This window comes from Halalkalibacter oceani (assembly GCF_023715705.1).
Lineage (GTDB): Bacteria > Bacillota > Bacilli > Bacillales > Bacillaceae_D > Halalkalibacter > Halalkalibacter oceani_A.
Map to the genome: position 1 here is coordinate 34577 of NZ_JAMBOS010000004.1, position 13876 is coordinate 48452.

The window sequence follows — 13876 nt, forward strand, 5'->3', positions numbered from 1 at the left end:
TCGGTGTTACTCGCCGCCACCCGTTACCATGCTTTCGTTTCAAGCATTTCCTCTGCATTTTCCTGATAAATAAGCTCTGTCGGCACCCAAACATTCTCCTCGACTTCTTCCCCGTTTAAATGGGCGAGCGCTGCTTTCATTCCGTCACCAAGCATGCTCGGCAGCTGTAGCGACGTTCCGTAAATTTCTCCGGTAATAATCTTCTCCACCGTCGAAACCTGGCCATCCATTCCGAACAGGACCAGGTCTTCCGCCCGTCCTGCCGCATTTGCCGCCTGAAGCGCGCCCTCGATCATCATGTCGTTATGAGAGATGAAGCCATGCAGCTCCGAATTCGCTGTTAAAATATCCTCCGCGACCCCAAGTGCCACCGTCGAGGAAAATTCTCCGGTGAGGCTTGTGACGATTTCAACCCGCTCATCCGCTTCAAGCACATTATGAATCCCTCTTCCCCGTTCGATTGCCGCCGAGGACCCCGGTGTTCCTTCAAGCTCAGCAACCTTCCACGTTTCGGCGTCCGGATGCTTTTCTTCGAGCCCTTCAAGAAACTTCTGCGCTGCGCTTTCCCCCATTTCGACATGATTCGTGCCGATGTGAGCGACAATATCGACGCTGTCTCCCTCAACCGAGCGGTCGACTGTAAAGACAGGAATGCCCTGCTCATTCGCATGGCGGATAGCCGGAATTACCCCTTCCGTCGTGATCGGAATAATGACGAGGGCATCGACCCCTCTCGTCACCATGTCTTCAATATCCTGATTTTGCTTTGATTGATTATCCTCCGCATTAAAAAATAACGCCTCGACTCCTAGTTCTTTAGCTGTCGCTTCCCATGACTTTTGCGCGGCGACAAAAAAGGTGAACTCCAATGAAGGAACAGATGTCCCGATCACGATGTTATCGCTTTCATTCGTAGCCTCGCCATTCTCCGTTCCACCTTCAGCCTCTGTGCCTGTATCCTGTGAGCAAGCTGCCATCACACAGCAAAGAACGATGATCAACATAAGATATAACTGCGCTTTTCTCATTTTTCTTCCTCCTTTGTCTCTCGTACTCTCTTTGACCCCTTGGACCGTTCCGACTCTTCTTTCCTATCACGCCTCCCTGCCAGTCTCTTTCTTCCATTCGAAGAAAGTTATTGTATTATATACGGGTAACCGCCTTGATAGTCGTACAATATCATGCACACATTGGTGATCTTCTCAGCTTTTTTACTAATTTTCTGTGTGAAGTCTCATAGAATAGAAGCAGGACAACAAGTAGGAAGGGAGAATCAACATGGTTCAGCTTTCGTTCGACGCCCAGCGGTCAGCTGAAGAGGATCTGCTGTCTAAAAAAACGCCCAGTCTATGCTATGTCGGCCTGTTGGATAATCAGCCGCACTGGTATTTTCCGAGTCATAAGCATGATGACCTGAGTGAAGTGATTTATATTGCCGACGGGGAAGGAACATTTAAGATAAACAATCAGACCTACAGCGGGAAAAAAGGAGATCTTCTTATTTATAACAAAGGGGTGATCCATGAGGAGTTTTCCAATCCGGACGCTCCGGTCAAGCTTTACTTTCTCGGCATTGGGAACCTGGCGATTTCCGGTTTGGCAGAAGGGGATATCATCCCGGCAACGGTTGAGCCTGTATTGAAAAAAAACGAATGCTCGCCTTATATCGAGGCATGTATGAAGAGGTTGTTTCAGGAAAATCAGGACAAGCAGCCGGGCTTCGCCTCTATTTGCCACCATTTGATGCTGATCATTTTACTCTTCATCCAACGGATCACAGCCGCTCAAAAAGAAGCGGCCCATCCCAGCCGCGCGCCATCGCTAAGTCTACGGATAAAGACGTATATTGAAGAAAATTATATGAAATCGATAACGCTGCAACAGATCGCCGATCATTTTTTTATTAGTCCGAGTTATGTCTGCCATATTTTCAAGAAAGATATTGGCTATTCCCCGATGCATTATTTACTTCGCTGCCGGGTCGGTGAAGCAAAGCGTCTGCTCCTGACGACGGATTTGCGTGTTTACGAGATTGCCAGACTCGTCGGCTACGAGAACCCGAATTATTTTACGATGATGTTCAAGGAGATGACAAAGGAAACACCGACACAGTTCAAACGAAACAATACACACATAAAAGGACTTGCCGCGGAAGGTTGATCTTTCACCTTTCCGCGACAAGTCCGAAGTCAAATAGGTAGTTCTGCTTCTTTCAACATACAAATTGGTAACGACCAAGACGCTGGGGTCAACGTTCACTTCGTCAGCTCCATAAAAGCCGCGCCGGTCAGCTGCTGCAAATCGCCTGTTTGCAGTTCAAGCTGGAGTCCAATTTTCCCGGCACTGACGATCAACGATGGCTGCCGCCGGGCGCTGCTGTCAATAAAGGTCGGGAAGTGCTTTTTCATTGCAATCGGCGAACAGCCTCCCCGCACATAGCCGGTAACGCTCAGTAAATCCTTGACCGCAAGCATTTCCACTTTTTTCTCCTGACAGGCTTTAGCGGCCTTCTTCAAATCAAGTTCCTCCGCCACCGGGATCAGAAATACATAATAAGCGTTTTTCGCTCCCTGGGCGACGAGTGTTTTGTAAACCGTTTCTACGTCCTTGCCAATTTTGCCGGCAACCGAGACACCGTCAACTTTCCCATCATTCGTTTCATAGCTGATCATTTGATAATCAACCCGTTCTTTGTCCAACAGCCTCATCGCATTTGTTTTTTTCATCGTTCCCTCACATCACTTTTTTCGTCTGAAGCGCACTGGCCGCGACTGTTTTTCGCAAACCAAACAGATACAAAAACAATGCCGCCGCGCTGGACAGCAAAATAATCAAGCCCATTGGCAATGCACTAGACCCTCCGATTCCTACTAATGGAGCCATCGCCCCGCCAATGCTGAACTGGACAAGACCAAGTAAGGCAGAAGCACTTCCGGCATGGCTTCCCTGACTCTTCATCGCCAGGGAGACCCCGCTCGGATTAATGAAGCCGATGCTGGAAACCGTGAGAAACAGCGCCAGTAAAAGCGGGACTAAGCCGGCCTCCAGCAAAATCACAACCGAGAGGATCAGACCGCCGCTAACGAGCAGCAATAAGCCGAGAAAAAGAAAGCGGATCTCCGGGATCCGGCCGGCGAAGCGGCCTGTTAGTTGTGAGGCGATAATCAAGCCGAGCGCATTCACCCCGAAAATGATGCTGTACATTTGCGGTGACACCTGGAACATCTCCTGAAGAACAAAAGGAGATCCCGCAATATAGGAAAACATCCCTCCCGAGGCGAGACCGACAATCAAAGCATAACTCATAAAAAGCCGATCCTTCAACAATCGTTTGAAAATTGTCACCGCTTCATTGAACCCACCTGTAGAACGACTTTCTTCAGCCAACGTTTCGGGCAAGCGCCAAGTGATGAGAAAAAACATCACGACCCCCAACACACTAAGGGTAACGAATATTCCGCGCCACGAAACATATTGCAGCAAAAATCCGCCTAAAATCGGTGCAAAGATCGGCGCCACTCCCATAATAAGCACGAGCAGCGAAAATATTTTCGTCATTTCAGAACCAGAATAGCGATCGCGGACACAGGCACGTGAAATGACCATTCCCGCAGCACCGGCAGCCCCTTGAACAAAACGCAGCAGCACGAGCATCCAGATAGACGGCGCGAACGCACATAGAATAGACGCAAAAGCATACACGGCCAAAGCAATAATCAATGGTTTCCGGCGCCCATGAATGTCGCTAAGCGGTCCGACAATCATCTGGCCAAGCGCCAAGCCAAGCAAACATGCCGTTAAGCTGAGCTGAATCGTTGAGGCCGGCGTTTGGAGATGTTCAGCCATTGCCGGAAAAGCAGGCAAATACATATCGATCGTTAAGGGACCAAACGCTGACAACGCCCCTAGCATCACAATAAAGATTCCCCTGCTCATTCGGCTCCCAGCAGATTCCTTTTCCATCTTTCTATCTCCTCTCCTTAAGACCCTTTGATTGTAAACAGTTTCCAATGAGAGGTCAAGAGAAGAAATCGGAATCACAGTGGCGTTACTCAAAAATGACATCATCAAAAAAAAGCCGGCTGGCGGCTCTTTCAGCTTCGTTCAAATGTACAACCCTCGTGCGTATGTTTGCCGGAGTGCGGTTGCTTTTTTAATGGGCAATGCCTCTCACGAAAGAAAGCGGCATGAAGTGGGCTCTCTTGTTCACGCTCTTAATCGACTGGTACGCTTTTGTTTCCTGTTTTACTATATTTCTACCTATATGGCGGAATCTCATCCCGTTTTCCAGCTCCGGTTGCAGCGTAATCACCTTGCCACGTTGAACGGAAGTAATGATCGCTTCATCCTCCAAAATCGCACCAAGTAACGGAATCGCCAACGTTTGCAACACTTCCTCGATACTGAGTCTTCCACCTTTTCCGCCTTCTTTTTCATTGTACCAATTAATGACCAGGGAAGAAGATGAGCGCAGAGTTTCTTCCAGAATACCGATTACTCTGTCAGCATCACGTAATGCGATTAAGTCTGGTGTCGTGACGATAATCGCTTCATCTGAAGACTGGATGACCGTCTCGAATCCTTTTTCAATCCCCGCAGGTGAATCGATCAACACATAATCAAATTGTCCGCTTTCACGAAGGTCGGAAATCGCCTGATGAAATAAAACAGGATCACATTCTGTAAATGAGCCGTTTTTATGCCCGGGAAGCAAATAAAGATTTGGTACATATTTATCCTTCACTAGCACACTCTTCATTGGAAGAGAGGCGTGGTTGAAATAATCAAACAAATCAAAAATAATGCGATTCGTCAACCCAAGAGGAATGTCCAAATTACACAAACCGAAATCAGCATCTACGACACATACCTTTTTCCCCATTAGAGCCAGAGCCGCCCCGACGTTCGCCCTTACCGTCGTTTTACCGACGCCTCCTTTACCTGAGGTGATCGCAATTACTTTTGTCATAGACAGTTCCCCTTTCATTCATTCGTTCTGAGCGAATCAATCAACCGTTGCTTGATTCGCTGTTTTTTTCGATAGATTTTCCGTTTTCTTTTATAGAAAAACGCTATTTTTGCTGTTACTAGAATTAAAATCAGACAAATAAAAAATGCCAATATTCGCCCTTCCCTTCTCGGAAAATGACTCATTCATTCAATTTGCGCCAAGTAGGCTCATCATACTACAGCACCACTTAAAAAAAACTGAAATTTGTTGTTTCTTGTCAGAAAGTTTGATTTTTATAGGTATAATGAAGTATTATGTCGCTGGGGTGGTAGGAAATTGGGATGGATAGATTTTGTTTTTGAGCTTAATTTGATACGATAGCTACTAACAGAGAGAAGGAGAGGAGGCAAGCGCATTGCTTAATGTCATCATTATCGACGATGAAATACACGCGATAAAATTAGTCGAACATTATTTAAACGAAATTGCTCAAGTACATATATTGGCGCGCTTCCAGGACCCGTTACAAGTCTTCACTATCGATGACCTGTCGAAAATTGATGTCATTTTTCTCGATATTGAAATGCCGGGTGTGAATGGATTTGAATTTGCCAAGGAAATCAGTGAACACCACGAGAAAATAAAGATTGTGTTTGTCACCGCTTTCAGCCAATATGCCGTTGGCGCCTTTGAGCTCGATACAGTTGTCGATTATTTAGTAAAGCCGATTAGCAAGGAGCGGCTGCTGAAAACAATGAACCGGCTGATCAAGTCTGACAAGACATGTGATTCAGATCTGGCTATTTCTTGTTTCGGAGCTTTTGAGGCGTATTATAAAGGAGAGCCGATTGCCTGGAAAACGTATAAAGTGAAGGAGCTTTTCGCTTATTTGCTTCACCAGCACACCCCGGTGGACAGGCTGAAAATCTTTGATGACCTTTGGCCAGAGTTACCCGACGAGAAAGCAAAAGTAAATTTCCACACTTGTATTTCGCTGCTGCGTAAAGCATTTCGCGAAATGGGCTATGATCATGTTATTAAAAGAACCGGAAGTCAGTATCAATTTACGCTGACCACCTATCAATCTGACATTCAGACGATTGAATGGGCTCTGGCTGAGCTTCAGCAGGAACCTCCAGTTAATTCAGAAACAAACTATGAGACGATTCTTTCTTTGTACAAAGGAGCATACCTGGAAAGAGAAGACTACCATTGGAGCTTTCATAAACGTGAGGAACTTCAACAGAGCGTCCATACCTGCCTCTTAACGAGAGCGTCTCAATTCATGAAAAGCGGTAGCCTTGAGCAGGCCGTTCTCTACTTTCAAAAAATGATTGAAGTCAACCCAACGGTCGAGGAGACATATTACCAATTAATGAATCTTTACTTGCAATTGGATAAGAAGATAGAAGCACTGAAGCTTTATTCACGTCTTGAAGCGACATTGGAGGAATTTGGCCTGGAACCATCTTCAAGCTCGAAGACACTATATAAGGAGCTTATGAGGAAAAAGAGTTAGACTTACCCGAAAAGGCAACCATTCAACCTTTTCGGGACAAGCCTCTGCGTCAACGGTTACGACTTGCTTCCAAACGGGGCGAGCATACCGGTAAATTGTTTTGTTTCAGGTGCTTTGTAGGTTTTTAGCTTGCTCGTCGTTTTTCCAAGGTCGACGATCGCTTCGGCGAACTTCACTGCGGCAACAACACCGTCAATGACCGGCACCTGTAATTCCTCTTCTAACTCATTGGCAAACTCGGCCATCCCCGCGCACCCGAGCAGAATTGCCTCGGCATTCTCCTCTTCGACAGCTTTACGCCCCTCCTGCCGCAAGAGTTCCATTCCTCTCTCCGGATCGCGCTCAAAATCAAGAACGCACATCGGCGTCGTCCGGATGTTCAGTACACGCCGGCTCATGCCATAGCTGTCAACCAGCTCCTCAAGCATCGTCTTAATTCTTGGCAGCACCGTCACAATTGAAAAGCGGGCAGCAAGCATCGATGCCATATACATGGAAGCTTCCGCGATGCCGATCACAGGTGCTTCCGTCACCTCCCGCGCCGCCTGCAGACCAGGATCTCCGTAGCAGGCAATTACATAAGCATCGACGCCTTCCTCCTCGCCTTTTTTTACCTCTTCAAGCACGCCGGGAATACTCAAATATTCATCATAAAAGGATTCAATCGAGGCCGGGCCAATTTCCGGACTGACGGCGATAATTTCCGTATCCGGACGCTTGACACTTTCTGCGGCACCGGCGATCCCCTTTGTCATTTCCCACGTCGTATTCGGATTGATGACTTTTATTTTCATGTTAAATCGCCTCCTTCTCTTCAACAGGCTGCTGCTGTGCCAGCGAATGCTGAACTTCGATTTTCCCGAAAATTTCCGGCTGATAGTACTTCTTTGCAATCCAGAATTTCATCAGCGGGTAATAGAGGGCGTTTGAAATAAGGAAGGCAGTAAAGAATCCATAGTCAGGAAAGAAGAAAACAGAGAGACCTGCCGGGACATAGGCAATCAGCGCGGCCGGATTTACATTATTCCAATATTCATACTGTCCTCCGGATTGATAGAGCTCCTCGATATTCAGCTGGCGTTTGCGGAGGAAGTAATAGTCGCAAAACATAATTCCGGCAATCGGTGATAAGAGAGCGGAGATGATGATCAAAATTTGCGGCAGGGCATCGGCGAATGCCCATGGCTGCATCACTAAGCCGATCGTGCCGGCAATGATCGCCCCGGTGGCGAATGTAATCTTTTTCGGAAAATAATTGACAATAATGTAGCCCGGCGGCAGCAGGTTCGCGCTGATGTTCGTCGACCATTGGGCCAGAATAACAAACGCGAGGCAAAGCACAAGCACAAGCGGGCTGCCTTCGCCGAGGACGGCCGTCATCGTCTCAATCGGATTCCAGTTGCCTGTCGCCACGCCGCTTGTCATACCGATAATCGTGAAGAGAATCATTGAGCTTAATAAGCCTAACACCTGACTCACGCCACTTCCTTTATTCGCTTTAAACCACGAGCCTTTCTTATCCGCACTCTTCACTTTTAAAAACCTGGTGAAATCAGATGCGTTAAGCGCCATCGTGATGTACATTCCCATGAACACAACGATGCCGTATCCAAGGGAAAGACCTCCATCTCCTTCAAGAGCGAAAAGCGAGCTGAACGTGATATCAAATTGCGTCATAATTAAATACTGCAAATAGATCCCGATAATTAAAATGCTTGGAGCCGCCAAAATTTCAAACTTCTTAATCGCATCGATGCCCATTGCTGTATTAATAATCTGGATTGCCCCAAATAAGATAATCAACAAGGTCAAATTGGAATAATCAAAAAGGATGATTGTAATTTCATTTAAGGCGAAGGCCCCCATCCATGTTTGAAAGCCAAACCAGAATATCGCCGGAATCGCCCGGACGGTAGCGGGAATATGCGTCCCCAAATAACCGAAGCACGCCCGAATATATACGGCGTACGGAATCCCGTATTTAATCCCGAAGTCACCGAGCAGTACCAGCAGCGCGGCAACCACTAAATTTCCCAACAGCGCCGCGGTTACGATCTGACCTGGAGATAAGGAGGGATAAAGCTGGGCTGCCGTAGTAAAAGTCGCAAGCTGTACGGCAATCCCTACCCATAAGAAGAAGAAGCCGAAAGTCGAAATATTTCTTTCCTTGTCTAAAGTAGGCATAATATCTTTTCCCTGTAAACTTACTTCTCTTTTCTGACTCATCGTATAAACTCCCTCCATACTGCTTATTTTATTGGTAAGCGAGATAGTGCAATGTCGTTTCCAGCAGGATCGAGGCTCCCTTGGAGATGTCCTCAATCTCCGCCCACTCCTTCGGGTTGTGACTGATTCCATCCTGGCAGCGAACAAAAATCATCCCAATATCTGTGATTTCTTTCATCATCATTGCATCATGGCCGGCACCACTTATCATCAGCGGCGGCGCGAACCCGAGTGACTTCGCCGCTGCCTGCATTCTGGCCCGCACATGCCCGGCGCATTCAACCGGCGGCTGAATAAGATGGCAAATGAACTCGTGCTGTAAACCGCGCTTTTCTGCAATGGCCTGCGCCGCTACTTTCAATTCCTCAATTCGCGCCGTTCTTCTCTGCAAATCGGTATCGCGAACATCAAGGCTGAACTGGACTTCTTCGGCAATAACATTCGCTCCACCGGGAAATGCCCTAATCTTTCCGACAGTCGCGACGGTCGCCGCCTCCGCCTCCTGCGAACAAATCTGCTCAATTCTGGCAATCAGCTCGGCCGCGCCGGCGACGGGATCAATCCGCAATGACATCGGAACCGTACCGGCATGCCCGGCTTCTCCGCGTAATTTCACCGTAAACCAGGCAGGACCGGCAATTCCTGTCACAATTCCGACCGGCTCGTTTACCGCCTGTAAATAAGGCCCTTGCTCAATATGCATTTCAAGATAAACTTTCACCTCGCCCTGTCCACGCACACTTTGCCGGCATTTTTCAGGCTCCAGGTTGAAGGAGCGCATCGCTTCAAGGCGGCTTACTCCCGCTTCATCCGTTTTCCATAATTCCTCCGGTCCGACTTTTCCGACCATCCCACGGCTGCCAAACAAGCCCCCGGAAAATCGGGTTCCTTCCTCGTCAAGAAAAGCAACGACCTCGAGCGGATGATCATGAGTGACCGCCGCTTCCTTTAAAATTTGTGCGATTTCAATGCCGGCGATCACCCCGACGGTGCCATCAAACATCCCTCCATTCGGAACAGTATCAATATGCGAGCCGATCATCACCGCCGGTGCCTGCCGATTGTTCCCATTTTTCCGACCGATTAAGTTGCCAAAATGATCGTGATAAACGATTAACCCCGCTTCTTCCATCCATTTCGCCACCTGCATTTGGGCCTGTCGGTCTTCGATTGTTAACGCCTCGCGCGTCACCCCCCCTTCGGCTGTTCTGCCTATCTCCGCCAATTGCTCTAACCGTTTCATCATGCGTTGACTATTAACCCGAAATAATTGTTTCATCCTACGCCCTTTCCTGTTTCTGTCGTTGTTGTCTTATCAGTAAGGAAGCTTAAGCTCCACGGATTGCTCTCGTTTTCGCTTCATTGATTTGGCCGTTCTCGATTACGACACCATATTGCTTTTCCGCCATTTCGACTGTGATGTATTCGTCGATGACATCCTCTAGCACCTGCTCCGGCAGACGCTCATATGGATCGCCATATCCTCCGCCGCTTGGCCCGATCAGCTGAATGGTATCTCCCTGCCTCATGCGCGTGTTCGGAATTTTTGAAGGCAAATGACGTTCTCGCTCTGTGTTTGGATGTAAAATCACTCCGCCCACATAGCCATCAGCCCCTCCGAGAAATCCCCACGGTGCAAATTGATGACCGTCGGCTTCAATCGACAAGCTGCCGTCCTCTAAAAAGGTAACCTCTTTTACCGAACCGATTCCGCCGCGGTCTTTGCCGGCAGCGCATGCTTCCTCCCGCAGCTCATAGCGGTTGACGAGCAGTGGATAGTGCGATTCAATGTCCTCAATCGGGTTATTACGGGTGTTGGCATACAAGGTGTCGACGGCATCCATTCCTTTTTGTCCGTTTCTTCCGCCGTAACTGCCTTCCATGATGTCCATGAACACCCAATAATTTTCTTCATTTAATCCGCTGTAGGAAATAACCTGTAAATTTCCGACTCCGGCGCTGACCTGATGCGGAACGACTTCACCAAGTGCCTTCATCAGCGTGTCGGCGACGATGTTTCCCGGGCAAAAACGGGCAATCGTCGGCGCCGGAAAAATTGGGTTGCATAATGTTCCTTTCGGAGCGAAGATCTCTATCGGTCGAATCAGCCCGGCATTTTGCGGAATATGCCCGTACGTTTCCGAGTCTAAGAGGATCGATCGCAGCGTTAAATAAATCGCGCAGTCAACCGTTCCCTCAAACGGCATATTGATCGGCTTGTTAATTTGCGGAGAGGTTCCCGTTAAATCGATTTTGATGCTGCTTCCTTCCACTGTAAGCGCCACGGCGATTTTTAAGTTTTTCTCAGCCGGATCATCGCTGTCGAGGTACCCGTCTAAAAAGCCCTCTGCCTGATAAGTGCCATCCGGTAGATTTTCAATCGCATTGCGCAGCATCGTTTCCGAATACTTCATTAAATCCTCACTTGCGGCAAGCACCGTCTCAATTCCATATTTCTTAATGATGTCAATGTACCGTTCGGCGCCAATCCGGGCAGCGGCAATTTGAGCCTCAATGTCACCGACCACCATCGGCGAAGCGCGGATATTATCCTTTAGAATGCTCCAGACCTGCTCATTTTTTTGACCTTTTTCATAGACTTTGATCGCCTTGAACTGCAAGCCTTCCGCATAAGCATCGACGGCATCGACAATCCCGCAACTGCCCGGTGTTAATGCTCCAATATCGAGATGGTGCGCCGTCGTCACCGAAAAACCGATCAGCTCACCTTCATAAAAGACCGGAATGCAAATCCCGATATCCGGCCCGTGCGAGGCGCCGTGATAGGTGGAATTGTGCATGATGATATCGCCCGGGGCAAATTCCTGTCCCCTTTCCGCGAAGATTTTTTTAATCCCACGCACATAACCGGGGATCGGACCGGACTGCAATGGTGTACTTTGCGTTGATTCACAAAGCTGCTGCATATTCATATCGACGAGGGCGCAGCCAAAGTCCTCAGATTCACGAATAATGCTGGAATAGGACATCCGCGCCAGCTTGTGGCCCATCTCAATTGCGATGTTTTCCAACGCTCCCTGGATGACCTGTGAGGTGATCGGATCAATCGCTGCCTTGCTTTCTGTTACGCTCATTCTGCATATCCTCCTAACGTAATCGTAATGTTTCCATTTTCCTCGACGAACGCTTTGCAGTCGGGCGGCATAATCGTTGTCGTATCCTTTTGAAAAATAATCGCCGGACCGGCAATTTCAGCGCCTGCCGGCAGCTTTTCCCGCTGATAGAAGCCCGTTTCTACTTCTCTCAACCCGCCATCCGTGCGAAAAACCGTTTTTCCCTTTTTTATTAACGCCTCTTCGACCGTATAATCGCTCGATACGCTCGGTGGCTGGATCTTCGGCATCGCTCCTCTGCCAGTTACGCGGACGTTGACGATTTCAATCGGACTTTCCTCGAAAAAGTGACCATACTCCGCCTGGTGAAGCTGATGAAAAGCAGTCCATGTTTCTCCAATGTTCGCCGCTGTTCGTTCACCTTGCGGCAGGGCGACGCGTAATTCATAGCCTTGACCGACATAGCGGCAATCGGCAGTAAAAGTAAGCTCGATCTCGTTGGCGCTTAAGCCGTCTGCTTTTAATTGCCCGATAATTTGCTTCATTAATAAGTCAAGATCTGCGTTCAGCTTTGCTATATCCAGTTCCGGACTGCGCATGAATTCTGTTTTGATCAAATCATATTTCAAATCAGTCGTCAGCAGCCCTGTCGCCGAGGTGATCCCCGGATGCGGTGGAATAATCACCTCCGGGATATTGAGAATGCGTGCGACCTCAACCGCATGGAGCGGTCCCGCCCCGCCAAAGGCGACGAGCGTAAATTCACGCGGATCGTGGCCTTTTTGAATCGTCTTTTCGCGGATCGCATTGGCCATGTTGTTGTTGACGATCGTCAAAATTCCTTCAGCTGTTTCATTGACGGACAGGTTCAGCTGTACAGCGAGCTCTTCCATTACGCGAAAGCCTTCCTGGGCGTAAATCTTCATCGAGCCGCCGAGAAAATTGCTTTCATCGAGGCGGCCAAGGACCACATTGGCGTCGGTTACTGTCGGCTTCGTGCCGCCATGCCCGTAGCTGGCCGGGCCTGGTCTGGATCCGGCGCTGCGCGGTCCGACTTTAAAGGCACCTCCCTGATCAACATAGGCGATGCTGCCGCCGCCCGCGCCGATTGTATGAATGTCGATCATCGGCACCATCACCGGGTAGCCGGCAATCCACGTATCTCTTGCCGAGGATTCATCAATGCCCTGCTCGGTTATGATGCCGATATCAGCACTTGTACCGCCAACATCAAACGTAATCAGCTTTTGCTTCTGTGACAGTTCGCCGGACCAGCTTCCGCCAAGCACTCCGGCGGCCGGTCCTGAAAGCAATGTATTAACTGGCTTGGCAGCAACGGTTTCCGCGGTTCCGACCCCGCCATTCGAACACATAATATGGAGGTCTGCCGTCAGGTCCGCGCTTTTCAATCCTGTTTTCAGGTTGTCGATATATCTCTTTACCTTCGGCCCGACAAAGCCGTTAATCGACGCTGTCGTAAAGCGTTCAAACTCGCGAAACTGCGGCGAGACATCGGCCGAGGTCGTCACAAATGCCTCCGGATACTCTTCTTTGATGATTTCTTTCACCCGCTCTTCATGTACCGGATTAATATAGGAGAATAAGAAGCAAACAACAATCGATTCCACCCCTTCCTCCTTTAGCTCCTGGACAGCAGCCCGGACTTCTTCTTCATTCAGCGGCGTCATAATCTCTCCCATCGGTGAGACGAGGCGCTCACTGACAACCTTCCGATGTCTCCGTGCGACAAGCGGACGGTCCTGCCACGGAATTTCCTGCATAATCGAATAATTTTGCGGTCGCTGATGGCGGCCGATATGCGTAATATCGCGAAACCCCTTTGTCGTCACCATTCCGGTAACCGCGCCATCATTTTCTAAAATGGCGTTGGTCGCAATTGTCGTACCATGAAACACATGGTCGATTTCGTTTCTGTCAATTCCCTCACGCTCGCATAATTCAATAATTCCCCGGACGACCCCGATCGAGGGATCTTCCAATGTAGTAGGAACCTTGTTGATCCACGTCAGGTTCGCGATAGTATCTGTGTACATAATATCTGTGAATGTTCCTCCGACATCGACGCCGACTAATTTCATCTGCCTA

Annotated in this window: 11 protein-coding genes; 2 read left to right on the top strand and 9 right to left on the bottom strand. The window is 48.7% G+C overall.

Features of this window, described 5'->3' with window-relative positions; genetic code table 11:
- Positions 1-23: 23 nt before the first annotated feature.
- A complete protein-coding gene (locus M3212_RS05235) occupies positions 24-1028 on the bottom strand; it encodes a substrate-binding domain-containing protein (RefSeq protein WP_251192907.1) in 1005 nt (334 codons plus the stop codon).
- 250 nt (positions 1029-1278) lie between these two features.
- Between M3212_RS05235 and M3212_RS05240 the strand changes: the two genes are divergently transcribed.
- Entirely contained in the window at positions 1279-2160 is an 882-nt protein-coding gene (locus M3212_RS05240) for an AraC family transcriptional regulator (protein WP_251192908.1), read from the top strand.
- 95 nt (positions 2161-2255) lie between these two features.
- Here the strand turns inward: M3212_RS05240 and ybaK are convergent, their stop codons facing one another.
- From ybaK to minD, 3 genes are all read right to left on the bottom strand, one after another.
- On the bottom strand, positions 2256-2726 hold the full coding sequence (ybaK, locus tag M3212_RS05245; RefSeq protein WP_251192909.1) for a Cys-tRNA(Pro) deacylase: 471 nt from the start codon (positions 2724-2726) through the stop codon (positions 2256-2258).
- Between the two features lie 7 nt (positions 2727-2733).
- Positions 2734-3963: a multidrug effflux MFS transporter gene (locus M3212_RS05250; protein ID WP_251192910.1), complete on the bottom strand. Its 1230-nt coding sequence runs from the start codon at positions 3961-3963 to the stop codon at positions 2734-2736.
- A 190-nt stretch (positions 3964-4153) separates the two neighbouring features.
- A complete protein-coding gene (minD, locus tag M3212_RS05255; protein WP_251192911.1) occupies positions 4154-4969 on the bottom strand; it encodes a septum site-determining protein MinD in 816 nt (271 codons plus the stop codon).
- Positions 4970-5366: 397 nt separating this feature from the next.
- On the opposite strand from minD, the gene M3212_RS05260 reads away from it, so the two are divergent.
- Complete coding sequence (locus M3212_RS05260; protein WP_251192912.1) at positions 5367-6470, top strand: response regulator; 1104 nt, start codon at positions 5367-5369, stop codon at positions 6468-6470.
- 56 nt (positions 6471-6526) lie between these two features.
- Here M3212_RS05260 and M3212_RS05265 read toward each other — a convergent pair whose 3' ends face one another.
- The 5 genes from M3212_RS05265 to M3212_RS05285 are packed head-to-tail and all read right to left on the bottom strand — an operon-like array spanning position 6527 to position 13869.
- Positions 6527-7264 carry an aspartate/glutamate racemase family protein gene (locus tag M3212_RS05265; RefSeq protein WP_251192913.1) on the bottom strand — a complete coding sequence of 246 codons (738 nt, stop codon included), beginning with the start codon at positions 7262-7264 and terminating at the stop codon, positions 6527-6529.
- A 1-nt stretch (position 7265) separates the two neighbouring features.
- On the bottom strand, positions 7266-8696 hold the full coding sequence (locus tag M3212_RS05270) for a cytosine permease (RefSeq protein WP_251192914.1): 1431 nt from the start codon (positions 8694-8696) through the stop codon (positions 7266-7268).
- A 28-nt stretch (positions 8697-8724) separates the two neighbouring features.
- Positions 8725-9975, bottom strand: a complete 1251-nt coding sequence (locus tag M3212_RS05275) for a M20 family metallo-hydrolase (RefSeq protein WP_251192915.1) — start codon at positions 9973-9975, stop codon at positions 8725-8727.
- A 49-nt stretch (positions 9976-10024) separates the two neighbouring features.
- Positions 10025-11791 (bottom strand): hydantoinase B/oxoprolinase family protein, encoded by a 1767-nt coding sequence (locus M3212_RS05280; protein ID WP_251192916.1) that lies wholly within the window; start codon positions 11789-11791, stop codon positions 10025-10027.
- Positions 11788-13869: a hydantoinase/oxoprolinase family protein gene (locus M3212_RS05285; RefSeq protein ID WP_251192917.1), complete on the bottom strand. Its 2082-nt coding sequence runs from the start codon at positions 13867-13869 to the stop codon at positions 11788-11790. The genes M3212_RS05280 and M3212_RS05285 overlap by 4 nt, the downstream gene beginning before the upstream one ends.
- Between the last annotated feature and the right edge of the window lie 7 nt (positions 13870-13876).

What these genes read in the sequence shown, in the direction of transcription:
- M3212_RS05250 (WP_251192910.1), bottom strand. Translation starts at nt 3,963, where the DNA reads ATGGAAAAGGAATCTGCTGGGAGCCGAATGAGCAGGGGAATCTTTATT.
- M3212_RS05280 (WP_251192916.1), bottom strand. Translation starts at nt 11,791, where the DNA reads ATGAGCGTAACAGAAAGCAAGGCAGCGATTGATCCGATCACCTCACAG.
- ybaK (WP_251192909.1), bottom strand. Translation starts at nt 2,726, where the DNA reads ATGAAAAAAACAAATGCGATGAGGCTGTTGGACAAAGAACGGGTTGAT.
- M3212_RS05285 (WP_251192917.1), bottom strand. Translation starts at nt 13,869, where the DNA reads ATGAAATTAGTCGGCGTCGATGTCGGAGGAACATTCACAGATATTATG.
- minD (WP_251192911.1), bottom strand. Translation starts at nt 4,969, where the DNA reads ATGACAAAAGTAATTGCGATCACCTCAGGTAAAGGAGGCGTCGGTAAA.
- M3212_RS05270 (WP_251192914.1), bottom strand. Translation starts at nt 8,696, where the DNA reads ATGAGTCAGAAAAGAGAAGTAAGTTTACAGGGAAAAGATATTATGCCT.
- M3212_RS05240 (WP_251192908.1), top strand. Translation starts at nt 1,279, where the DNA reads ATGGTTCAGCTTTCGTTCGACGCCCAGCGGTCAGCTGAAGAGGATCTG.
- M3212_RS05275 (WP_251192915.1), bottom strand. Translation starts at nt 9,975, where the DNA reads ATGAAACAATTATTTCGGGTTAATAGTCAACGCATGATGAAACGGTTA.
- M3212_RS05265 (WP_251192913.1), bottom strand. Translation starts at nt 7,264, where the DNA reads ATGAAAATAAAAGTCATCAATCCGAATACGACGTGGGAAATGACAAAG.
- M3212_RS05235 (WP_251192907.1), bottom strand. Translation starts at nt 1,028, where the DNA reads ATGAGAAAAGCGCAGTTATATCTTATGTTGATCATCGTTCTTTGCTGT.